Here is a 22,591-nt window from a genome sequence, read left to right as displayed (position 1 = left end):
AACCCTCTTCCCTGCCGCGCGGAGGTCAGACGGCTTCGAAGACCTTCGCGTCCTCCTGCTCGACCGCGGCGGCCTTGCCCGAGCGCAGGCCGGTGGCCGAGATCACCAGCCCGACCAGGGCCAGCACCAGCGCGACCACGATCGCCGAGCGCAGCGCGCCGATCGACAGCGTCTCGCCGCCCGAGGTGAGCACGGCGGTCACCACGGCCAGCACGATCGCGCCGCCGACCTGGCCGGAGGTGTTGAGCAGCCCGGAGGCCAGGCCCTGCTCGTCGTCGTCCACGCCGTTGGTGGCCTGGATGTTCAGCGCGGGGAAGGACAGGGCGAAGGCCACGCCCAGCAGGACCATGCCGGGGATCACCAGGCCGCCGAGGCTCGGCGTCTCGTCGATGCCCAGGAAGACCGCGTACCCGCCGGCCAGGGCCGCGGCGCCGATGACGATCAGCTTGCCGGTGCCGAACCTGTCGGCGAAGTCGCCCATCTTGGTCGAGGTGACCGCGACGAGCAGGCCCGCGGGCAGGAACGCCAGGGCCGTGCCGAGCGCCGACCAGTGCAGCAGGTTCTGGAAGTACTGCATGGCCACGAACTGGAAGGCCACGTACGAGCCCATCAGGATGAGCAGCCCGAGGTTGGCCCGCACGATGTGACCCGAGCGCAGGATGCCGAGCCGCACCAGCGGGTGCTTCAACCGCAGCTCGGTGAAGACGAACAGGCCGAGCAGCACCGCCACGGCCACCAGCGAGCCGATCGTCCGGAACGAGGCCCAGCCGGCCTCGGGAGCCTGCACGACGGTGAAGACCAGCAGCAACATCGAGGCGGTGATCAGCACGGCGCCGATGAGGTCGTGACCGCCCTCGGCGCGCTCCTCCTGGCCCTTCGGCAGCACCTTCAACGCGGCGATCAGCGCGATGACCGCGACCGGCACCGGCATGAGGAGCGTCCACTGCCAGCCGAGCCCGGTCAGCAGGCCGGAGAGCACGAGGCCGAGCGAGTAGCCGCTGGCGGCGCAGGCGGTGAAGATGCTCAATGCCTTGTTGCGCTCCGGCCCCTCGGGAAACGTGGTGGTGATGATCGACAAGGCGGCGGGCGCGGTGAAGGCGGCGGCCACCCCCTTGACGAACCGGGCGGCGATCAGCAGGCCCCCGTCGTCCACGACACCACCCAGCAACGACGCGACGGCGAAGACGCCCAGAGCGACCAGGAAAACCCTGCGCCGCCCGAGCAGGTCGGCGGTCCTGCCCCCGAGCAACAGAAGACCGCCGTAGCCGAGCACGTAGCCGCTGACCACCCACTGCAGGGAAGAGGTGCTGAGGCCCAGGTCGTGCTGGATGGCCGGCAGGGCGACACCGACCATGGAGACGTCAAGGGCGTCAAGGAAGATCACTGCACAGAGCACGGCGAGCGCGCCCCAACGGGATGAGGAAGAGGACATGAGTCAGAACAATACATGCGCTCGCATCTAATGCAAGCGCATTTAATGCCGTTGCATGAATCTTCCCGAGATGGTAACCTCCGCGACATGGACGAGGAGTTCGTGGTCGAGACCTGGCATTACGTCCTGGCCAAACACGCCAAGGCCATGTGCGCGCTGGAGCGGGAGCTCGGCGAGCGGCACGGGCTCGGGCCCAGCGAGTTCGAGGTGCTCGACCGCATCGTCCACAACGACAGGAAGCTGCGCATCCAGGAGCTCTGCGAGGAGGTCCACCTGAGCCAGAGCGCCCTGTCCAGGGTCGTGGCCAGGCTGGAGAAGAGCGGGCTCGTCACCCGCGACACCTGCGTCTCCGACCGCCGGGGCGTGTTCGTCTGCATCACCGACGAGGGGCGCGAGCGGTACACCGAGGCGCTGCCCACGCAGCGCGCCGTGCTCGCGGACGTCTTCACCGACGTCCCCGCCGTCACCACCTAGCCGGCCCGCGAGAAAGACCGGCGGCGGCCGTCCCCGGCAGGGGTCCGGCCGCCGCGCACGAGTGTTCCCGGTGGTCAGCCGATGCGGTCGATGACCAGGGGCAGCAGCTCGCGCCCCGACTCGGCGACCTCGTAGCCGCCCGCCAGCGCCTCCAGCGCCCGCTCGAACCTGGCCGTCTCGTCCGCGTGCAGCGTCATCAGCGGCTGCCCCTCGCGGACCAGGTCGCCGGGCTTGGCGTGCAGCACGATCCCGGCCCCGAACGACACCGGGTCCTCCTTGCGCGCCCGTCCGGCGCCGAGCCGCCAGGCGGCCAGCCCCACCGCGTACGCGTCGAGGTGGGCCAGCACCCCGGACGACGGCGCCGCGACCGTCATGGTCTCGGCCGCCCTCGGCAGGACCGCGTCGGGGTTGCCGCCCTGGGCGGAGATCATCCGCCGCCACGCGTCCATGGCCGAGCCGTCGCGCAGCGCGTCGGCCGGGTCCTTGCCGGAGACCCCGGCGGCCGCCAGCATCTCGCGCGCCAGCCGTACGGTCAGCTCCACCACGTCGGACGGCCCGCCGCCGGCCAGCACCTCGATCGACTCCTCGACCTCCAGCGCGTTGCCCACGGCGCGGCCGAGCGGCCGGTCCATGGCCGTCAGCAGCGCGACCGTGCGCACGCCCGCGTCACCGCCGAGCGCGACCATGGTCTCGGCCAGCTCGCGGGCCGTCTCGGTCGTCTTCATGAACGCCCCGGAGCCGACCTTCACGTCGAGCACCAGCGAGCCGGTGCCCTCGGCGATCTTCTTCGACATGATCGAGGAGGCGATCAGCGGGATCGACTCGACCGTGCCGGTGACGTCGCGCAGCGCGTAGAGCTTCTTGTCGGCCGGGGCCAGCCCCGAGCCCGCCGCGCAGACCACCGCACCGGCCGTGCGCAGGACGTGCAGCATCTGGTCGTTGGAGAGCGAGGCCAGCCAGCCCGGGACGGACTCCAGCTTGTCCAGGGTGCCCCCGGTGTGCCCGAGGCCGCGCCCGGAGAGCTGGGGCACGTACGCCCCGCACGCCGCCACCAGCGGGGCCAGCGGCAGCGTGATCTTGTCGCCGACGCCGCCCGTGGAGTGCTTGTCGGCCGTGGGCCGGTCGAGCATCGACCAGTCCATCCGCTCGCCCGAGCGGATCATGGCCTGCGTCCAGTCGGCGATCTCGCGCCGGTTCATGCCGTTGAGCAGGATGGCCATGGCCAGGGCGGACATCTGCTCGTCGGCCACGTCACCGCGGGTGTAGGCGGCGATCACCCAGTCGATCTGGGCGGTGCTGAGCTCGCCGCCGTCGCGCTTGGCGCGGATGACCTCGATGGCGTCCATGGTCACGAGCTCCTGCTGAGGTCGTCGGGGCCGAACGCGTACGGCAGGATCTGCGCCATGCGCTTGGGGCCGTCGACGGTCTCGACCAGCAGGTCCTCACCGCCGAACTCGTACAGGAGCTGACGGCAGCGCCCGCACGGCATGAGCAGCTCGCCGTGGCCGTCGACGCAGGTGAAGGCCACCAGCCGGCCGCCGCCCGACATCTGCAACGCCGACACCAGGCCGCACTCGGCGCACAGGCCGAGCCCGTAGGAGGCGTTCTCGACGTTGCAGCCGGTGACGATCCGGCCGTCGTCGACGACCGCCGCCGCCCCCACCGGGAACTTGGAGTACGGCGCGTAGGCGTTGCGCATGGCCGTGGCGGCCTCGGCGCGCAGGCCGTCCCAATCGATGTTCAATGTTGATCCCCCCGACGGAAGCGTACGCCGTCGGCCTTGGGCATCCGCAGACGCTGCGAGGCGACCAGGAGCACGAGCAGCGTGAGCACGTGTGGCGTGATGAAGACGAACTCGCCCGGCAGCGTCTCCACGGTCCGCCAGAGCCAGAACAGCACGAGCGCGCCCACCGCCGCGGCGGCGATCACGGTGTAGTCCTTGACGCCCCTGGTCACGACCTCGGCCGGCTGGCTCGGCGCGACCAGCTTGCGGATCTGGAGCGCGATGTAGATCACCAGCAGCAGCGAGCCGAACAGGAAGAACGTGGTGACCGCGTTGGCGTCGCCGGAGCTGCGCAGTTGCAGGCCGCTGGCGTAGCCGAACAGCGACGAGCCGGCCGCGAGCCCGCCGGGCCGCCAGTTGCCGAAGATCATGGCCGCCAGGCCGATGAAACCGCGTCCCTGTGTCTGGCCCTCGACGTACTTGTTGGAGACGAAGACCAGGAACACGCCGCCGAGCCCGGCGAACGCGCCGGAGACGACGACCGCGAGGTACTTGATCCGGTAGACGTTCACGCCCAGCGACTCGGCCGCCCACGGGTTCTCCCCCGCCGAACGCAGCCGCAGCCCGAACGACGTGCGCCACAGCACCAGGTACGTCACCGGCAGCAGCAGCACGGCCAGGATGATCAGCGCGTTCACGTCGTGGGTGAGGCCGCGCAGGATGCCGGCCAGGTCGGAGAGCAGGAACCAGTGGGTGTTCTCCAGCTTGCCGAGCAGGTCGGGGCCGGACGACAACACGGGCAGGCTCACCTCGGGGGCGCCCGAGCTGATCGCCGGCGAGGTGGTGATGCCGGCGCCCTTCGCGCTGGCCGAGGTGCCCTCGCCGTAGAGGACCTCCGACAGGAAGCGGGTGATGCCGGGGCCGAGCAGGTTGATGGCGACGCCGCTGATGATGTGGTCGACGCCGAACGTGACGGTCGCGATCGCGTGGATGAGCCCGCCGAGCGCGCCGCCGAGCAGCCCGGCGAGCAGCGCGGCCACGGCGCCCCACTGGTATCCGGCCCAGCCGGCGAACCAGGTGCCGAGCACCATCATGCCTTCGAGGCCGATGTTGACCACGCCGGCCCGCTCGGCCCACAGGCCGCCGAGACCGGCCAGCCCGATCGGCACCGCGAGCAGCAGCGCCGCGTTGAACGTGCCGGAGGAGGTCAGGTCGTCCTGGCCGGAGATGATCCGCACCAGCGACAGCAGCAGGATGAGCGCGGCGACGCCGAGCAGCGCCAGATGGTATTTGCCGACCCTGCTCATGCTGCCACCTCAACCGGTCTGTTCGTGTCGAGCTGCCGGGCGGCCCGCTGCTCCTCAAGCCGCATGGCGATGCGGTTGGTCACCTCGTTCGCGATGACCACCAGCAGGACGATGACGCCCTGGATGATCGTGATGACCGACGACGGCACGTCCGCGATCTGCAGCGCGCCCTGCGCCCGGTCGAGGAAGGCGAACAGCAGCGCGGCGATCGCGATGCCGACGGGCTTGTTCCTGCCCAGCAGCGCCACCGCGATGCCGAGGAAGCCGAGGCCGGCGGTGAAGTTGGAGTTGAAGGCGCCCTTGTCGCCGAGGATCTCGGGCAGGCCGATGAGCCCCGCGATCGCGCCGGACAGCACCATGGCCGCGATGACCATCTTCTTCGGGTTGACGCCCGAGGCGAAGGCGGCCGGGCCGTTGAGCCCGCTGGCCTTGACGTTGAAGCCGAAGCGGGTGCGCTCCAGCACGACCCAGACCACCAGGCCGAGCACGACGGCCACGAGCAGGAAGCCCCACACGCCGCCGCCGCGGGTGGGCGGCAGCAGCCCGAACCAGTCGAAGACGAAGTTCAGGTTGGGGAACATGGCCGACTCGGGGAGCTGCGGCGTGGTCGTGGTGAGCTGGCCGGCGGCCCGCTGGCCCGCGAACGGGCCGCGTACCAGGTAGGAGGCCAGCGAGATCGCGATGTAGTTGAGCATGATCGTGGAGATGACCTCGTTGACGCCGCGGGTCACCTTCATGACCGCGGGGATCAGCGCGTACGCGCCGCCCACGACCGCCGCGACGACGATGATCACCAGGATCTGGATCGGCTTCGGGGCGGTGAACGTCGAGCCGACGTAGGCCGCGCAGATGGCCGCGATCCGGTACTGGCCCTCGACGCCGATGTTGAAGAGGTTCATGCGGAAGCCGACCGCCACCGCGAGACCGGCGATGAACAGCGGCACCGCCCGGTTGAGGAACGCCGCGATGCCGTTGGACACCGAACGCGCGGTCTCGCCGAAGTCGAAGAAGGCGGCGAACGCGTCGATCGGGCTGGCGCCCGCCGCGATGATCGCCACGCTGGAGATCGCGATCGCCAGGACGATGGCGACGATGGCGCCTGCGACGGTGAGCAGCGCCCGGTTGAGCCCGGCGGGCATCACGTCTCCTCAGTACCGGCGATGGCGCCGGTCATGTAACCGCCAAGCCGCTCGGGCGTGACGTCGGACGGGTCGAGTTCGGCCACGAGCCGGCCGCGCAGGATCACGCGGATCGTGTCGGACAGGCCGATCAGCTCGTCGAGGTCGGCCGAGATCAGCAGCACGGCCAGACCGGCGGCCCGCGCGTTGCGCAGGTGGTCCCAGATGGCGGCCTGGGCGCCGACGTCCACGCCGCGGGTGGGGTGGGCGGCGATGAGGAACGACGGCTCGCCGCTCATCTCGCGTCCGACGATCAGCTTCTGCTGGTTGCCGCCGGACAGGGCCAGGGCCAGGGTGTCCACGCTGGGGGTGCGCACGTCGTACTCCTTGACGATGCGCTCGGTGTCGGCCTTCGAGGCGCGGCGGTCCACCCAGATGCCGCGGCGCGCCGGGGACCTGGTCTGGTGGCCGAGCACCCGGTTCTCCCACAGGGACGCCTCCAGCAGCAGGCCCTGCCGGTGGCGGTCCTCGGGGATGTAGCCGATGCCGGCCTCCCTGCGCTTCAGCGTGGACCAGGCGCTGACGTCCACGCCGCCGAGGGTGATCGTGCCGTGGGCGGGACGCATGCCCATGATCGCTTCGATCAGCTCGGACTGGCCGTTGCCCTCGACGCCGGCGATGCCCAGGATCTGGCCCGCGTGGATGTCGAAGGAGACGTCGTCGAGGATCAGGCGCTTGCCCTCCTCGCGGAGCTTGTCGACGTACAGGCCGACGGAGGTGCCCTTGGGCACGGGACGGAAGCCGTCGGCCTCCATCGTCAGCCGGGACACGCTCAGCGTGACGCTCTCCCGCACGGTGGACTCGCGGGTCTCCGGCGTGGGCAGCTCGCTGCCGACCATCAGCTCGGCGAGCCTGCGGGCGGTGACCTCGGCGGGGTTCACGCTGGCGACGGTGGTGCCGCGGCGGATCACGGTGATCGCGTCGGCGATGTTCAGCACCTCGTCGAGCTTGTGCGAGATGAAGATGACGGTCAGGCCCTCGGCCTTGAGCTCGCGCAGGTTCTCGAACAGCTCCTCGACCTCCTGCGGCACGAGGACCGCCGTCGGCTCGTCGAGGATGAGGATGCGGGCGCCGCGGTAGAGGACCTTGAGGATCTCCACCCGCTGGCGGTCGCCGACGCCGAGGTTCTCCACCAGCGCGTCGGGGTCGACGCGCAGGCCGTGGCTGCTGGCCAGCTCGGCGATGCGGGCCCGCGCCCTGCCGGTGTCGAGCACGCCGGCCTTGGTGGGCTCGGCACCGAGGACGATGTTCTCCAGCACGGTGAAGTTGTCGGCCAGCATGAAGTGCTGGTGGACCATGCCGATGCCGACGTCGATGGCGTCGCTGGGGGTGCGGAAGGTGACCTCGCGGCCGTTGACCCGGATCGTGCCCTCGTCCGGCTTCTGCATGCCGTAGAGGATCTTCATCAGGGTCGACTTGCCGGCGCCGTTCTCGCCGACGATCGCGTGCACCGTGCCGGGTTCGACGGTGATGCGGATGTCGTGGTTGGCGACGACGCCGGGGAAACGCTTGGTGATGCCCTCCAGCTCTACGGCGGGTTGCACCGCGGCGAGGGTGTCCGAGCTCATTTCGCCTCTCCTAGAGCATGGGGGGCGGACGGGGCGGATAGCGAGAAGGCCCGAAGTGGGGACTCCGGGCCCTCGGTCGTCCGTTCCTACCCAGATTACGGCTTGGACGGAACCGTGATTTTGCCGTCGACGATGTCCTTCTTGGCAGCGTCGAGCTTGTCCTTGATGTCGTCGATCTCGCCACCGGTGGTGGACAGACCCACGCCGTCGACCTTGAGGTCGTAGACGGTGTTGCTGCCGCCCTTGGCGCCGCCCTGGAAGGCCTTGACGAACTCGAAGACGCCGACGTCCACGCGCTTGAGCATCGAGGTCATGATGACCGACTGCAGGTCGGTCTCCTTGACCGTCTGCCGCTGGTCGGAGTCGACGCCGATGGCCTTCTTCTTGGCCGCGGCGGCCGCCTGGAACACGCCGAGGCCGGAGTCGCCGGCGGCGTGGTAGACGATGTCCGCGCCGTCCTGGTACATCTTCTCGGCCGCGACCTTGCCCTTGTCGGGGGCCTTGAAGCCGGAGAAGTCACCGTCGGGGGTGAGGTACTTGATGTCGATCTTGATGTCCGACTTGACCGACTTGGCGCCCATCACGAAGCCCGCCTGGAACTTCTTGATCAGGTCGTTCTCGACGCCGCCCACGAAGCCGACGTGGCCGGCCTCCGACTTGGTCGCCGCGGCGACGCCCGCCAGGTAGGAGCCCTGCTCCTCGGCGAACAGCAGGCCGGTCACGTTCGGGCCGTTGGAGGCCGAGTCGACGACGGCGAACTGCACGTCGGGGTACTCGGCGGCGGTCTTCTTGATGTCGTCGCCGTAGGCGAAGCCGACGCCGATGATGGGGTTGTAGCCCGCGTCCGCGAGCTGGCGCAGCAGGTCGCCGCGGTTGGAGCCGTCGGCCGCCGGGCTGAGCTCCTTGATGTCGGCGTTCAGCTCAGTCTTGGCCTTCTCCAGGCCGGCGTAGGCGGCGTCGTTGAACGACTTGTCGCCACGGCCGCCGACGTCGAACGCCAGACCGACCTTCAGCCCGCCCTTGGGGGCCTCGCTGCTCGCGCCGGAGCTCGGCTGCGTGCTCGCCGAGGTGCCTCCACCCTCGCTGCCACAGGCCGCGACTGCCATGAGCATGACGCCGGCTACCGAGCCGACGGCAATCCTGCTGAATCGCTTGCCGAGCAAGGCGACTCCCTTCCATTTCCTCGCCGTCGAACTTCATCGCAGGCGCGAAGAAACGTACGGCACCTGCACGGAAGATAGTTGCTTGACCAGGGCAGACCAAACCGGCACACAGGGTCGCAACCGCTCCGTTATCGACATCAAGCGCGTCCGTGACCTGAATCTGGGTTCAGGCACTTGGGACGGTGTCCGCAAGATTTTGCCCAAGTTTGGTAGGGAAGGGGCCCTTGCCGAGCGGTCGATCATGGCAGAGATTCCGATCAACGGTGGAAATTTCGTATCGGAGCCCCGTATGCAGCCTTGGAAGACACTGGCCGTACCGCTGGTCGCGATCCTCGCCGTGACCTTGGGCGGCCCCACCCCCGCGACGGCGGACACCCCCGCCCTGAAGATCGAGAACAACGCCACCCAGCCCGTCTTCTCCCGTGCCGACGCCGTCAAGCAGACGGTGTTCGTGGAGGTCGCCGGGACCGACAGCGACGACGACGGGAAACCCGACCGCGTCGCCATGGACATCCTGCGCCCCAAGGAGACCGACCAGGGACTCAAGGTCCCGGTGATCATGGAGGCCAGCCCGTACTACGCCCCGGGCAACGACGTCCCCAACCACCCCGTGGACGTGGACGAGAACGGCAACCCGCTGCCCACCCTGAAGTCGCCCTCGAACAAGCTCGCCAGTGAGCCGTTCGACGGCTACTACGACAACTACTTCCTGCCCCGCGGCTACGCCATCGCCCTGGTCGAGAACGTGGGCAGCGCCCGCGCGACCGGCTGCCCGACCTCTGGCGACCGCAACGAGACCGCCGGCCCCAAGGCCGCCATCGACTGGCTGAACGGCCGCGCCCGCGGCTTCGACGCCGACGGCAACGAGGTCAGCGCCACCTGGTCCACCGGCAAGGTCGGCATGATCGGCGTCTCCTACAACGGCACCCTGCCCAACGCCGTCGCCTCGACCGGCGTCGAGGGCCTGAAGACGATCGTCCCGATCGCCGCCATCTCCAGCTGGTACGACTACTACCGCGCCAACGGCGGCGTCCTGGCCCCCGGCGGCTACCAGGGCGAGGACCTGGACGTGCTGGCCAAGTTCGTGCTGACCAGGGACAAGGGCTTCGAGGTCTGCGGCGCCAAGATGGACGCCCTCGCCGCGGCCCAGGACCGGATCACCGGCGACTACGGCCCGCTCTGGGACGCCCGCAACTACCTCAACGACGTGAACAAGGTGAAGGCCAGCGTCTTCCTCGTGCACGGCCTCAACGACTGGAACGTCAAGACCAAGCAGTTCGCCCAATGGTGGAACGCCCTGGCCGAACGGCACGTGCCGCGCAAGATCTGGCTGCACCAGGGCACCCACATGAACCCCTTCAACCTGCGCACCGCCGAGTGGCTGCGCCAACTGCACGGCTGGTTCGACTACTGGTTGCAGGGCATCGACTCGGGCATCATGCGCGAGCCGCAGGCCGACGTGGAGATCGGCGTCGGCGAGTGGCAGCAGCACGCCTCCTGGCCGCTGCCCGGGGCCACGACGGTCTCGCTGCACCCGGCCGCGGGCGAACGGCTCGGCCTGCTGCCCCGGCCGCTGTCGCCCGAGGAGTCCTTCGTGGACCAGAGCGCCAGGAGCGCCGAGCAACTGGTGGAGGCGACCGGGGCCGATCCGAACCGGCTGGCGTACCGGACCGGCGAGCTGCCCGCCGACGTGCGGATCTCCGGCACGCCGACGGTGTCGGTGCGGGCCTCGTTCAAGGACGGCGCCTCGCCGTACCTGACGGCGTTGCTGGTGGACTACGGCACGGACGTGCGCCCGGACGGCAGCCTGCTCTCGACTGGCCAGAGCTACTGCTACGGCGAGGGCGTCCCGGGTGACACGGGCTGCACGACGCTGCGGCGGCTCGGCACGGCGACGACCGCATACAAGATCGTTTCCAGGGGATGGCTGGACGTGCGCAACCGCCATCGCGCCGACCGCACCGAACCGCTGCGCCCCGGCAAGGAGTACACCTTCACCTGGGACTTCCAGCCCAAGGACTACCTGTTCAAGAAGGGCCACCGGCTGGGCCTGGTGATCATCTCGACCGACCGCGACTACACCCTGCGCTACCCGGCGGGCACCCGGGTCACCGTGTCGCCGGGGCACTCGTCCCTGCGGCTGCCGGTGGTCTTCGGCAGGCTCTCCTGACACGCCGACGGCCCGCCGCGTCGCGCGGCGGGCCGTCGGACCCGGGCTCAGGCCATGGCGTTGTTGCTGATCGAGTCGAGCGGGCCGACGTCCCACAGCGCGGTCAGCGCCGTGGCGGCCATCACCCGCACGCCCATCGCGATCGCCTTCTCGTCGACGTCGAAGGTGCCCTGGTGGATGTCGTACGTGACGCCGTCGGGCGAGCGCGTGCCGAGCCGGGCGAAGGCCCCGGGGATCGACTCCAGGTACCAGGCGAAGTCCTCGCCGCCGAGCGACTGCTGGGTGGGCACCACCGCGCCGGCCCCGAGGGCCCGCTCGGCCGCCTCGGCCAGCATCTCGACGCTGACCTCGTCGTTGACGACCGGCGGCACGCCCCGCGTGTAGTCCATCACGGCCTCGACGCCGTACGCGCCGGCGACGGACTCCAGCAGGGCCTTGATCAGGTCGGGCGCGGCGTGCCAGGCGTTCTCGTCGAGGCAGCGGATCGTGCCCTCGGCGATGCCGTCGTCGGGGATGGCGTTGGCCGCCGAGCCCGCCTCGACCCGGCCCCAGACGAGGCTGAGCGACGAGCGCGGGTCGACCCGGCGGGAGAGCGCGGCGGGCAGCTCGGTGAGGATCTTGGCGAGGGCGAAGACCAGATCGGCCGTCAGGTGCGGACGGGCGGTGTGGCCGCCGGGGCCGGAGACCCTGACCACGAGCTTGTCGCAGGCCGAGGTGATGGGACCGCTCCGCAGGCCGAGCTGGCCGACGTCGACGCGCGGGTCGCAGTGGAGGCCGAAGATGCGGTCGACGCCGCTGATGCCGCCGTGGGCCATGACCTCCAGGGCGCCGCCGGGCAGCTCCTCGGCGGGCTGGAAGATCAGCCGGACCCGGCCGGGCAGCAGACCGGCCGCGGCCTGCTGGGCCAGGAAGATCGAGGTGCCGAGCAGGACCGTGGTGTGCACGTCGTGGCCGCAGGCGTGGCACGCGCCGGGGACGGTGGAGCGGTAGGGCACGTCCTTCTCGTCCTGGAGCGGGAGCGCGTCGATGTCGGCCCGCAGGGCGATGGTCGGGCCGTCGCCACTGCCCACCTCGCAGACGAGGCCGGTGCCGCGCGGCAGCACCGACGGGGTCAGCCCCGCGGCGGTCAGCCGGTCGGCGATGCGCTGGGTCGTGCGGTATTCGGCGAAGGCCAGCTCAGGATGCATGTGAAGGTCGCGACGGAACGCCACCAGCTCCTGCTCGATCTCCGCCAGGAACGCGTCCAGCTCTCCCCGCAGCTCACGTCCCCGCATATGTCACCATCCATCCCGTCGAGGCCGCGCGTCCCACGCGGCGACGGCGGCTCATAACGCTCTCGAAAATCATCCATCCTGCGGTAGCCACCTGGTTGAGGCGGCCGCTCGGCGAATCAAAAGCCACACCCGGAGGTTTCGGTGCGCGAGATCGTCAGCACGGGCTTCGCGTTCATCGGTCGCAGCAGCCCGGGTGCACGGCGGTAAGCCGTGAGCCCGATGGCGATGCTTCTGACTTTATCGCTCCCGTGCGCCTTCGCGCCGACAGATACACCAAAAGTTGGCCGACGGCATGCCCGTAACCGCAGGTGGTCACGTTCCGCACATGTCCGCCTGATCCGGAAAATAGTCACAAGGGATCATTAGATGGTGACCCGATGTCGCCACTTCCAAACGTGCTCACCGATTTTGAATCCTGTCACCTTCTGTCATGGTCATGACACTTTGTCGCTTGCTGCATTTGTGAAGAATGCGTGTTTCACTCGCTATATGATCACTAATATCCCGTTCGGGGAGAAGTATGCCGGGTTGAGCATCTTCGAGCCGAGTGAGGGGACCCTGGTGGTCGTACCCTCGCTCTCCCTGCCGCAGGACGAGCTCCGCCGCATCACGGCAGCCCGATCGTACGAGGAGCGCCTTCTCTTCCTCCTCCTGACGCTCCGGGAACCCGGGGTCAAGGTGATCTACCTCTCCTCCGCGCCGATCGATCCCGACATCATCGACTACTACCTCAGCTTCCTCCCCGACCCGGACGACGCCGCCAAGCGCCTGGAGCTCATCAGCCTCGACGAGCCCTGGTCGCAACCCCTCACCCGGACGCTGCTGCGCCGACCCGACGTCCTCGACCGGTTACGGTCGGCGATCGACGCCGACGCCTGGCTGGTGCCGTTCGTCCTCAGCGAGACCGAGGAGGAGCTGGCCGCGTCACTCAACGTCCCCATCTACGGACCCGCCACCTCGCTGGCCTACTACGGCTCCAAGAGCGGAGCCCGCGAGGTCGGGCACGAGGCCGGCGTGCCCATGGCCCGCGGCTTCGGCGACGTGCACAGCATCATCGCGATCGACGAGGCCATCGACTCGCTGCCCGGCGAACGGGTGATCGTCAAGCTCAACGACGGCTACTCGGGCCTGGGCAACGCCATCGTCAGCAAGGCCGACCGCTCACTGACCCGATTTTCGGCGGCCGGGGAGACCTGGACCAGCTTCACGACGAAGATCAGGGAGCGCGGCGCGGTGGTGGAGGAGTTCATCGAACATCGCCCGCTCTACTACCCGAGCGCCCTGGCTCGAATCACGCCAGGCGGGCACGCAGCCGTGCTGGCCACGCACGACCAGGTGCTCGGCGGCCCCAACAACGACGTCTACCAGGGCTGCACGTTCCCCGCCGCCCCGGAGTACCGGCACGAGGTGGGCGAGTCGGCCGAGCGCATCGCCGGCATCCTGGCCGAGCGCGGCGTGGTCGGCCTGTTCGGCATGGACTTCTTCGCCCTCAAGGCCGACGCCGGGTACGCCGCGCTGCTGTGCGAGATCAACCTGCGGATCGGCGGCACCACGCACCCGTACGGCGCCGCGGTGCTGACGACCGGAGCCAGGTACGACCCGGCCACCGGCCTCCTCATGGCCGGGAACCAGCCGAAGTTCTACACCGCGACCGACAACTGCTCCTCGTCCTGCCTGCGTGGCCGCACGCCGGGCGAGGTCATGCGCACCGCCCGCCGGCTCGGGATCGGCTTCGACGCCGACCGGCGCACGGGCAACGTCTTCCACCTGCTCGGCGCACTCCCCGAGTACGGGAAGCTGGGCTTCACCACCATCGGCGACTCGCGCGAGGAGGCCGACGAGCTGCACGCGCTCACCCGGCGCCTTCTTTGCGACGCCTGATCCCGGCCTCCCGCAGACCGCGCCACCCGATCACCGCCAGCACCGCGCCGAGGATCACGTTGACCGCGATCAGGATGCCGTGCACGACGTAGAAGCCGGTGGGATGTCCGTCGGCCAAGTTAAACCCCAGGTTGATCCACTCGACGATCATGAACACGCCGAGGATGACGAGGAAACCGGCGATCTTTGGTGACATGGTCATCTCTCCAGTATCGAAGGCGGATCATCCGGGGAATGTGTCGCCACATGGGCATTCACACGGAGCTACGCTGAGACCGCCATGTGGACGAAATTTGTGCCGGTTACGGCACTTCTCGCAGCGGTCACACTCACGAGCGGGACCGCATCCGCCACGCCGACGACGCCTGTCGGCGGTGACGCGCTGGGAAGCCGTGGGCTGGTGCAACCCCAAGGCGTCAAGGCGCCCCCCGAGAGCAAGGCTACTTCCTACGTCATCGCGGACGTGGAGACGGGTCAGGTGCTCGCCGCGAAGGACGCGCACGGTCGCTACCTGCCGGCGAGCACCCTCAAGACGCTCACGGCGCTGACGCTGCTCCCGAAGCTCGACAAGAACCGCAAGGTCCGGCCGAGCCAGAACGCCTGCAACCAGGAGGGCACGGCGGTCGGGCTGACGCCCAAGATGACGTACAAGGTCGACGACCTGTTCCGGGCGCTGATGATGTCCTCGGGCAACGACGCCGCCATGGCGCTGGCCGAGACGAACGGCAGCGTGGCCCAGACCATGCGCGACATGAACGCCGAGGCCAAGCGGTTGCAGGCGTACGACACGGTGGCCAAGACCCCGAGCGGCCTGGACAAGCCCGGCCAGAGCAGCTCGGCGTACGACTTGGCGCTCATCGCCCGCGCCGGCCTCGCAAACCCCGATTTCCGGCGATATATCAGTACAAAGGTTGCCAAGTTTCCGGCGCCCAAGGACTACTACGAGATCAGCAACCACAACAAGCTGCTCTGGCGCTACCAGGGCATGATCGGCGTCAAGAACGGCTGGACGTCGAAGGCGCAGGGCAGCTTCGTCGGCGCGGCCACGCGCGGCGGCCACACGATCCTCGTCACGATCATGCGGCACGAGGGCTACTTCTGGGACGAGGTGGCCAAGCTGCTCGACTGGGGCTTCTCGGTCAGGGGCAAGGCGGCCCCGGTCGGGCAGCTCGTCGAGCCGGTGCCCGACCGGGTGCAGGCCGCCCCGCAGGCGCCGGTCTCGAAGGTGACGCCGGCCGCCCAGCCACCGCTGCTCGACGCCGCCGCCTCGAAGCAGACCGACTCCACCCGCACGGTCGGGTCGGCCGTGATCGGCGGCGGCCTGCTGTTCGGGCTGGTGTGGCTCGGCTTCGGCATCCGCCGCAAGCGCAACAGGTCCCGCCTCTGACGACAGGGCGTGGCGGGGTCCGGACTGGGCCCCGAGGAGGGGGCCGGGTCAGGGTTCCGAGGTCGGGCGCGGGGTCGCGCCCTTGCACTCGGGGCCGGGCGCCGGGCCCTGGTCGGCCGCCGGCACCTCCGTCGGGTCCCCCAGCGACGGGATCGGCGACGGGGACGGCGGCGGGCACAACCCCGTGGTGGACGTCCAGGCGGCGGCCAGCAGCACGAGCCGGGCGGAGAAGTTCATCCACACCAGCAACCCCACGGTGGCGGCGAACGCGCCGTAGACCGGGTTGCTGAGCGTGTGGCTGAGCAGCAGGCTCGCCAGCTGCTTGAGCAGCCCGAACCCGATCGCGCCGAGCAGCGCGCCCCTGACGATGACCTTGAAAGGCTCGGCGGGCTTGGCCACCCAGCCGAGCATGATCACGAACAGCACCCAGTCGGCCGCGACGCTCGCCACCACCGCGAAGATCCGGAACGCCTCGGTGCTGAGCAGCGAGTTGTCGCCGAAGACGCGATCGAGCACCTTGTCGGTGACCGTGGTCGCGGCCCCGGACACCAGCGCGGACACGACCAGCGTCGCCCCGAGCAGGATGACCGAGACCAGGTCGCGCAGCTTGCCCAGGAAGTAGTTGGGCGGCGGCACGGTGGTCATCGACATCTCGCGCAGCGCCGCGCGCAGGGCGTCCATCGCGCCGAGGCCGGCGTACAGGAGGCCGAGGAGGCCGATGATGCCCGCGGTGGTCCGGGCGCCGGCGATCTGCTCCAGGTTGAGGTCGGCCGCCATGCCCGGCAGCCGTTCGGTGATGGCGGTCTCCAGCGCCTCCCTGGTCGCGCTGCTGGCGTCGAGGGTGAAGCCGAGCACCGCGTACCCGAGCGCGAGCAGCGGGAAGAAGGACAGGAAGCAGAAGTAGGTGACCGAGCCGGCCAGCCGGTCGCCGCCCTGGAGCTGGTAGCGGCGTACGGCCCTGACCAGGTGGTCGATCCACAGCCGGCGGACCCGCCAGTGGTCGAGCGTCCTGCGGCCCCAGGCGCGTATCGACGCGATCCGCTCGGTCAGACTCGCCTTCACGCCCTCACACCCCCTGCCGGAGGCGAACGATCACCTCGTCACGGCGTCGGCCGATTCTGTCAGTGACGCCAGGACCGCCGCCAGGTCCTGGTGGAGCATCTGCCCACCTCGCTTGACGGCACGCCCGCCGACCAGCACGGTTTCCACCGCGCTCGGGTCGGCGTTGAGCACGACGGCGCCGATCGGGTCGTGCGCCGCCGCCATGCCGAGCGTGTCCGTACGCAGCAGTTGCAGGTCGGCCTGCTTGCCCGGCCGCAGCGAGCCGACGACGTCGCCCAGGCCCACCACCTCGGCCCCCTCGACGGTGGCCATGCGCAGCACGTCGCGGGTGGTGAAGCCCATGCCCCCGCCGCCCGGCCGGCCGCGTTCCAGCAGGTACGCCGCCCGCATCAGGCTGAACATGTCGCCCGGCGCGCAGCTCACCGTGTCGATGCCGAGACCGGTCGGGATGCCCGCCGCCCTGGCCCGTCCGGTGACCGGGTAGCCCATCCCGAGCGTCATCTCGTCCACCGGCGAGACCGACACGCTGCCGCCGCTGCCGGCGACGCGCTTGAGGTCGTCGTCGCTGTAGCTGGTGGCGTGCACGTACGTGGTCCGGGGCCCGAGCAGGCCGTTCGTCTCCAGGAAGGCCAGGCCGCGGGCGGCGCCGTCCGGGCCCCCGACGCCCATGTGCACGGTGACCGGCAGGTCGAGCTCGCGGGCCAGACGCCACTCCGCCAGCGCGTGCTCCTCGCCCACGATCTCCGGCCCGAGCGCGGCGACGACCATGGTGACCCGCCCACCGCCCGCCCCGAAGTGCTCCCCGTGCACCCGCAGCCCCTCGCGGACGAGCCCGCCGGGCTCGCCTCCGTGGCACCAGCCGAGCACGGCCCTGATCCCCGAGTCGCGCAGCGCCCGCACGGTCGCCTCGGTGTGGGCGGGCGAGAGCTGGATGTGGGACCAGTCGAGCAGCGTGGTGATGCCGGTGTCGAGGCATTCCAGCGCGCCGGCCAGGTTGCCCGTGTAGACGTCGGCCGGGCGGTAGCCGGGGGCCAGCTCGTTGAGCACGCGGCGCAGGTAGCCGTCGAAGGCGAGGTCGGGGGCGACCGCCCTGATGCCGGCCTGCCAGGTGTGCCGGTGGGTGTCGACGAACCCGGGCAGCACGATCCGCCCGGTCGCGTCGATCACCTCGGCGCCGGGGACGTCGGGCAGGCCGGGGCCCACCTCGGCGATCAGGCCGTCCTCGACGCGCACGTCCACCTGGCCGAGCACCACGGGCTCGGGCTCGGTGTCGATCACGGTGCCGTTCTTGATCAGGAGAGTTGTCATGCCGAAAAGCTTAAGAGGAAGCTTTTCAGAAAGCAATCTGGCGATGGGTATTCTCGATGGCGTGAAACCGGATGAGATCGACGCGATGGTGCCGCGCTGGACGGAGTCCGGGCTGTCGTCATCGCTGATCGCCGGTCTGGAGCTGAGCAAGCGCCTGTCCCGGCTGCACCTGGTCTTCGAGCAGGCGATCAAGGCCGAGCTGGCCGAGCTGGGGCTGACCTACGCCGAGTTCGACGTGCTGGCCGCGCTCACCCGTACGCCGGCGCCGCACCGGATGAAGCCGAGCGAGCTGTCCAAGGCGCTGCTGCTCACCTCGGGGGGCACCAGCAACGTGCTGCAACGCCTGACGACGGCGGGCTACGTCGAGCGGGAGGCCAACGCGGGCGACGCGCGCAGCCGATGGGTACAGCTCACGGCCGAGGGCCTCCGGGTGGCCCTGACGGCGCTCGACGCGTCGTCGCGGGCGCACGAGGAGGTGCTGGCCGGGGTGCCGGAACAGGACGTCAGGGCGGCGGCCGACGCGCTGCGCGAGGTGCTCGGCCTCGTCGGCCGCCGCCGCTTCCGCTAGCTCGCACGCAGGGCGTGGCGGTCGGCCCACGAGCGGATCGCCGCCGCGATGCCCTCCGGCTGGTCCTCCGGGGCGTGGTGGCCGGCCGGGCCCAGGTGCTCGATCTCCAGCGCCGAGATGTTGCCGGCGCACCAGTCGAGCACCTCGCCCTGGATGAGCAGGGTCGGCGAGGAGTCGAAGGTGAGCAGCAGCTTGGGCACGTCGCCGCTGCTCGCCAGCCACTTGTCGTAACGCTCGACCGCCTCGGTCACGTCGGCGGGGTCGCCGTCGAGCGGGATCGAGCGCGCCCACTGCAGCAGCGGCCGGCGGCTCTCCCTGGTCGCGTACGCCTCCAGGTACGGCCGCATCTCCTCCTCGCTCAGCGGGTTCAGCACCCCGCCCGTGTAGGCCGTCCGCACCAGGAAGTCGTCGTCGAGCACCAGCCGCTCGCCCTCCTCGCTCCTGATCAGCTCGCCGCGGGCGCGCGGCCCCTCGCCCAGTTCGCTCCAGCTCATCGGCCGCACGATGGTCTCGAAGAAGGCCACTCCGCGCACCCGGTCCGGATGCCGCGCCGCCCAGTCGAAGGCCAGCGCACCACCCCAGTCGTGCCCGACCAGCACCACGTCCTCCAGGCCGAGCCGGTCGAACCAGGCGTCGAGGTAGCGGGCGTGGTCGGTGAAGCGGTAGGCCAGGTCGGGCTTGCCCGAACGGCCCATGCCGATCAGGTCGGGGGCCAGCAACCGGCCGGGCCCGCCCACCGCGGGGAGCACGTTGCGCCACAGGTGGGAGGAGTTCGGGTTGCCGTGCAGGAAGACGATCGGGACACCCTCGCCCCGGTCCTCGTAGTACATGGTCGAGTCCAGCACATCGACAACAGGCATGACACGCCTCTTTCGTTTGTCTCTCTAACGTTCGCTGCACTAACGAAAGTACATCGTTAGTGCCACTAACGCAACCGGGATAGGATCGCCGGCATGAGCCACGACATGACCGACGCCGGCGACCAGGCCGCCCCCGCTCGCCTGCGCAGCCTGCCGAGCCGCCTGCTGGCCCACGTCGCGATGCAGGCCGACCGTCTGGTCACCGAACGGCTCGCGGACGCCGACGCGCGCAAGTGGCACTACGCGGTGCTCGTCGCGCTGCGCGAGGCCGGCCCGGCCAGCCAGGCGGAGCTGAGCCGGCGCACCGGGATCTACCGCAGCGACATGGTCGCGCTGCTCAACGAGCTGGCCGAGCGCGACCTCGTCGAGCGCGCGCCCGACCCCGCCGACCGCAGGCGCAACGTGATCTCCATGACCGAGCGCGGCCGCGACCGGCTCACCCGGCTCGACGCGCTGGTCGACACCGTCCAGGACGAGCTGCTGGCCCCCCTGACCGGCCCCGAGCGCGATCAGCTCACCGGGCTGCTCGCACGGCTGCGCGACCACCACTCCCAACCATCCCAATAGTGGGCAAAAACCAGTAAAAGCCGAGGCGCGGGAGCTTGCCGACATACCTCCTGACCAGGGAGAACGCATGGCAGCGCCGGTCCGGTGACCCTAGCCTGTGCTGTGTCGGGACCTAGCCAGGAGGCGTCACCCCCATGACCGAGATCAGCACCGGGCAGATGGTGCGACTCCAGCGCGAACGAAGGGGCATGAGCACGACCGCGCTGGCGACCCAGTCCGGCTGCACCACCCGGCACATCGAACTGATCGAACACGGCAAACGCACTCCCTCGCTGCCCCTTCTCCGCGAGATCGCCAAGGTCCTCGGCGTACGCACCGCCGTGCTCCTGGGCGAGACCCCCCGCGACTCCCACGAGCCCAGCAGGCCGCAGATCCGCGACATCGAACGGGCCCTGTTCTCCTGCCGGGCCGGCGAGCCCGACCTCGAACCGCCCGACGCCGGGCAACTGACCGAACGCGTGGCGGCGGCGCGCAACGCCTGGTTCACCTCGGCCCGCCGGTACTCGATCCTGATGGCCGCGCTGCCCTCGCTGGTGGCCGACGCCGAGAGCCTGGCGGCCGAGCGCACGCCCACGGCCTACAGGGCGGCGACGGACGCGTACATGCTGGCCAGAGGGGTGCTCAAGCACCTGCAGCGGGTGGATCTCGCGCACCTGGCCGCCGACCGGGCCATGCGCTACGCCGAGGAGTCGGCCGACCCGCTGATGCTCGCCTGGGCCCACTGGAACCTCGGCCAGTCGATGCTCTCCGACGACATGCACCAGATCGCCCACGACGTGGCCCGGCGCGGCATCGAGATCCTCGAACCCCACGTGGCCGACGGCGACGTCCGGCACATCAAGGCCCTCGGCGCGCTGCACCTGCTGGCCGCCATCAGCGCGGCCCGGGGCGGCGACGACGACCAGGCCAGGGAGACCGTGCGCGGCACCGCCGCCCGGCTGGCCGAACACGCCGACGACCACTCCGGCGCCTACGACCTGGCCTTCTTCGGCCCCACCAACGTGGCCATCCACATGGCCAGCATCGAGAACGACACCGGCCACCCCGAGGCCGTGCTGCGGCTGGCCGACGACATCGACATCCGCAGGACGCCCTCCATCGAGCGGCGCACCACGCACCTGTGCCACGTCGCCCGCGCCTGCGAGGACCTGGGCGACGACGCCGCGAGCCTGGTCTACCTGCTGCGCATCGAGCGCGAGAGCCCCGAGGAGCTCGACCACAAGCTGCTGCTGCGGGAGATGGTCCGCTCGCTGGTGCGCCGCGCGCGGCCGTCGTGGGCGCCGGAGGTGCGCTTCCTCGCCGAACGGCACAACATCGACGTCTGAGGCCGGCGACCGAACTCCGAGTTCGCTCCGGCCGAACAGGGAGATCTGTCACCGCGGTTCGTCACGGAGAGGCGCCGGGGTGGCACTGTGCGTCCCATGACCACAACGCCGAGTGCCGCCGTCGTCATGGAACGTCTGCTGGAGGAGGCGATGCGCGAGTTCCCCGGCTGGGCGTTCAGCCGGGGACGAGCGGGATGGACCGCCGTGTCGGGCGACGTCCGGCTCACCGGCCGGAGCCTGGCCGCGCTCCGCGCCCGCCTGCGCGTACGCCCGCTCGACCGGTCAGGCGCGCGCCCCGGATGACCCGTGAAGGGCGGCGACCCGCCGCCCTTCCGGCCTCAGAGCTTGGGCAGGAAGCCCACGCGGTCGCGGACCTCGGCCATCGTCTGCCGGGCCACGGTCGCGGCGCGCTCGGCGCCGACGGCCAGCAGGCGGTCGAGCTCGGCCTCGTCGGCCAGCAGCTTCTCCGTGCGCTCCCGGATCGGCGTGAACGTCTCCACGACCGCCTCGGCGACGTCCTTCTTGAACGTGCCGTAGCCCTGGCCCTCGTAGCGGGCGACCAGGTCGGGGATCGGGGTGCCGGTCAGCGCCGACTGGATGCGCAGCAGGTTGGAGATGCCCGGCTTGTTCTCCTCGTCGAACAGCACCTCCGAGCCCGTGTCGGTCACCGCGCGCATGACCTTCTTGCGCAGCGGCCCCGGCTGCTCCAGCACGTCGAGGATGCCCGCCGGGCTGGAGGACGACTTCGACATCTTCGCCGTCGGGTCCTGGAGGTCGGTGATCTTCTCGACCTCCTTGAGGATGTACGGGTCGGGCAGCGTGAACGTGTCGCCGAAGCGGTGGTTGAAGCGCTGACCGAGGTCGCGGGTGAGCTCCAGGTGCTGCTTCTGGTCGGCCCCCACCGGGACGGCGTTGGCCTGGTAGAGCAGGATGTCGGCGGCCTGGAGGATCGGGTAGGTGAACAGCCCGACGCTGGCCGCGCTCTCGCCGAACTTGGCCGACTTGTCCTTGAACTGCGTCATCCGGGCCGCCTCGCCCATGCCGGTGAGGCAGATCAGGATCCAGGCGAGCTCGGTGTGCTCGCGCACGTGCGACTGCACGAAGACGGTCGAGCGCTCGGCGTCGAGCCCGGCGGCGAAGAGCTGCGCGGCGGCCACCCGGCTGCGCCTGCGCAGGGCGGCGGGCTCGGTCGGCACGGTGATCGCGTGAAGATCGACCACGCAGTAGAAGGCGTCGTGGGTCTCCTGCATCGTGACCCACTGACGGACCGCACCCAGGTAGTTGCCCAGGTGGAATGAGTCCGCGGTGGGCTGGATGCCGGAGAGAACACGAGGTCTGGCCATA

General features: G+C 70.2%; 21 protein-coding genes. 8 read left to right on the top strand and 13 right to left on the bottom strand.

The genetic code is table 11. From position 1 onward, the window contains the following. Positions 1–25: 25 nt before the first annotated feature. Positions 26–1,384 carry an MFS transporter gene (locus tag AB0J97_RS08280; protein ID WP_357702400.1) on the bottom strand — a complete coding sequence of 453 codons (1,359 nt, stop codon included), beginning with the start codon at positions 1,382–1,384 and terminating at the stop codon, positions 26–28. A 135-nt stretch (positions 1,385–1,519) separates the two neighbouring features. Here AB0J97_RS08280 and AB0J97_RS08275 point away from each other — a divergent pair, with 135 nt between their 5' ends. Further along, positions 1,520–1,906: a MarR family transcriptional regulator gene (locus AB0J97_RS08275; protein WP_357702398.1), complete on the top strand. Its 387-nt coding sequence runs from the start codon at positions 1,520–1,522 to the stop codon at positions 1,904–1,906. Positions 1,907–1,980: 74 nt separating this feature from the next. On the opposite strand, the gene AB0J97_RS08270 is transcribed toward AB0J97_RS08275, so the two are convergent. From AB0J97_RS08270 to AB0J97_RS08245, 6 genes are all read right to left on the bottom strand, one after another. Then, complete coding sequence (locus AB0J97_RS08270) at positions 1,981–3,252, bottom strand: thymidine phosphorylase (protein ID WP_364086127.1); 1,272 nt, start codon at positions 3,250–3,252, stop codon at positions 1,981–1,983. Positions 3,253–3,254: 2 nt separating this feature from the next. Continuing rightward, complete coding sequence (locus tag AB0J97_RS08265; RefSeq protein WP_364086124.1) at positions 3,255–3,650, bottom strand: cytidine deaminase; 396 nt, start codon at positions 3,648–3,650, stop codon at positions 3,255–3,257. Beyond that, a complete protein-coding gene (locus AB0J97_RS08260) occupies positions 3,647–4,936 on the bottom strand; it encodes an ABC transporter permease (RefSeq protein ID WP_357702392.1) in 1,290 nt (429 codons plus the stop codon). The genes AB0J97_RS08265 and AB0J97_RS08260 overlap by 4 nt, the downstream gene beginning before the upstream one ends. Continuing rightward, positions 4,933–6,075, bottom strand: coding sequence for an ABC transporter permease (locus AB0J97_RS08255; RefSeq protein WP_357702390.1), 1,143 nt, complete (start codon positions 6,073–6,075; stop codon positions 4,933–4,935). The genes AB0J97_RS08260 and AB0J97_RS08255 overlap by 4 nt, the downstream gene beginning before the upstream one ends. Further along, complete coding sequence (locus AB0J97_RS08250) at positions 6,075–7,682, bottom strand: ABC transporter ATP-binding protein (protein WP_357702388.1); 1,608 nt, start codon at positions 7,680–7,682, stop codon at positions 6,075–6,077. Before AB0J97_RS08250 ends, AB0J97_RS08255 begins: the two co-directional genes overlap by 1 nt. A 95-nt stretch (positions 7,683–7,777) precedes the next feature. Beyond that, positions 7,778–8,845: a BMP family ABC transporter substrate-binding protein gene (locus tag AB0J97_RS08245; protein WP_364086122.1), complete on the bottom strand. Its 1,068-nt coding sequence runs from the start codon at positions 8,843–8,845 to the stop codon at positions 7,778–7,780. A 289-nt stretch (positions 8,846–9,134) separates the two neighbouring features. Here AB0J97_RS08245 and AB0J97_RS08240 point away from each other — a divergent pair, with 289 nt between their 5' ends. After that, complete coding sequence (locus AB0J97_RS08240; protein ID WP_364086120.1) at positions 9,135–11,015, top strand: Xaa-Pro dipeptidyl-peptidase; 1,881 nt, start codon at positions 9,135–9,137, stop codon at positions 11,013–11,015. A 47-nt stretch (positions 11,016–11,062) separates the two neighbouring features. On the opposite strand, the gene AB0J97_RS08235 is transcribed toward AB0J97_RS08240, so the two are convergent. Continuing rightward, the gene (locus AB0J97_RS08235) at positions 11,063–12,289 is read right to left on the bottom strand and encodes a M20 family metallopeptidase (RefSeq protein WP_357707707.1); all 1,227 of its coding nucleotides are present in this window, start codon (positions 12,287–12,289) and stop codon (positions 11,063–11,065) included. A gap of 489 nt (positions 12,290–12,778) precedes the next feature. Here AB0J97_RS08235 and AB0J97_RS08230 point away from each other — a divergent pair, with 489 nt between their 5' ends. Further along, positions 12,779–14,170 carry a peptide ligase PGM1-related protein gene (locus AB0J97_RS08230; RefSeq protein WP_357707709.1) on the top strand — a complete coding sequence of 464 codons (1,392 nt, stop codon included), beginning with the start codon at positions 12,779–12,781 and terminating at the stop codon, positions 14,168–14,170. Here the strand turns inward: AB0J97_RS08230 and AB0J97_RS08225 are convergent. Beyond that, positions 14,142–14,372, bottom strand: a complete 231-nt coding sequence (locus tag AB0J97_RS08225; protein WP_357707710.1) for a hypothetical protein — start codon at positions 14,370–14,372, stop codon at positions 14,142–14,144. The two genes, AB0J97_RS08230 and AB0J97_RS08225, sit on opposite strands and share 29 nt — an antisense overlap. A gap of 198 nt (positions 14,373–14,570) precedes the next feature. On the opposite strand from AB0J97_RS08225, the gene AB0J97_RS08220 reads away from it, so the two are divergent. Continuing rightward, positions 14,571–15,557 carry a D-alanyl-D-alanine carboxypeptidase gene (locus tag AB0J97_RS08220; protein ID WP_364086116.1) on the top strand — a complete coding sequence of 329 codons (987 nt, stop codon included), beginning with the start codon at positions 14,571–14,573 and terminating at the stop codon, positions 15,555–15,557. Positions 15,558–15,605: 48 nt separating this feature from the next. On the opposite strand, the gene AB0J97_RS08215 is transcribed toward AB0J97_RS08220, so the two are convergent. Both AB0J97_RS08215 and AB0J97_RS08210 read right to left on the bottom strand, forming a co-directional pair. After that, positions 15,606–16,619 (bottom strand): YihY/virulence factor BrkB family protein, encoded by a 1,014-nt coding sequence (locus AB0J97_RS08215; protein WP_364086114.1) that lies wholly within the window; start codon positions 16,617–16,619, stop codon positions 15,606–15,608. Positions 16,620–16,649: 30 nt separating this feature from the next. Next, positions 16,650–17,927, bottom strand: coding sequence for an amidohydrolase family protein (locus AB0J97_RS08210; protein ID WP_364086112.1), 1,278 nt, complete (start codon positions 17,925–17,927; stop codon positions 16,650–16,652). A 61-nt stretch (positions 17,928–17,988) separates the two neighbouring features. Here AB0J97_RS08210 and AB0J97_RS08205 point away from each other — a divergent pair, with 61 nt between their 5' ends. Then, on the top strand, positions 17,989–18,495 hold the full coding sequence (locus AB0J97_RS08205; protein ID WP_357707717.1) for a MarR family winged helix-turn-helix transcriptional regulator: 507 nt from the start codon (positions 17,989–17,991) through the stop codon (positions 18,493–18,495). Here the strand turns inward: AB0J97_RS08205 and AB0J97_RS08200 are convergent. After that, positions 18,492–19,355 carry a haloalkane dehalogenase gene (locus AB0J97_RS08200; RefSeq protein WP_364086109.1) on the bottom strand — a complete coding sequence of 288 codons (864 nt, stop codon included), beginning with the start codon at positions 19,353–19,355 and terminating at the stop codon, positions 18,492–18,494. The two genes, AB0J97_RS08205 and AB0J97_RS08200, sit on opposite strands and share 4 nt — an antisense overlap. A gap of 93 nt (positions 19,356–19,448) precedes the next feature. Here AB0J97_RS08200 and AB0J97_RS08195 point away from each other — a divergent pair, with 93 nt between their 5' ends. From AB0J97_RS08195 to AB0J97_RS08185, 3 genes are all read left to right on the top strand, one after another. Beyond that, positions 19,449–19,922 (top strand): MarR family transcriptional regulator, encoded by a 474-nt coding sequence (locus AB0J97_RS08195; RefSeq protein WP_364086107.1) that lies wholly within the window; start codon positions 19,449–19,451, stop codon positions 19,920–19,922. Positions 19,923–20,056: 134 nt separating this feature from the next. Then, positions 20,057–21,247 (top strand): helix-turn-helix transcriptional regulator, encoded by a 1,191-nt coding sequence (locus tag AB0J97_RS08190; protein ID WP_364086106.1) that lies wholly within the window; start codon positions 20,057–20,059, stop codon positions 21,245–21,247. Between the two features lie 96 nt (positions 21,248–21,343). Next, entirely contained in the window at positions 21,344–21,550 is a 207-nt protein-coding gene (locus AB0J97_RS08185) for a hypothetical protein (RefSeq protein WP_357707724.1), read from the top strand. Positions 21,551–21,585: 35 nt separating this feature from the next. On the opposite strand, the gene trpS is transcribed toward AB0J97_RS08185, so the two are convergent. Beyond that, positions 21,586–22,590 carry a tryptophan--tRNA ligase gene (trpS, locus tag AB0J97_RS08180; protein WP_357707725.1) on the bottom strand — a complete coding sequence of 335 codons (1,005 nt, stop codon included), beginning with the start codon at positions 22,588–22,590 and terminating at the stop codon, positions 21,586–21,588. Between the last annotated feature and the right edge of the window lies 1 nt (position 22,591).

The organism is Nonomuraea sp. NPDC049607, assembly GCF_040675375.1.
Lineage (GTDB): Bacteria > Actinomycetota > Actinomycetes > Streptosporangiales > Streptosporangiaceae > Nonomuraea.
The sequence above is the reverse complement of the archived record's forward strand: the minus strand, read 5'-3'. Positions and strand labels throughout refer to the sequence as shown.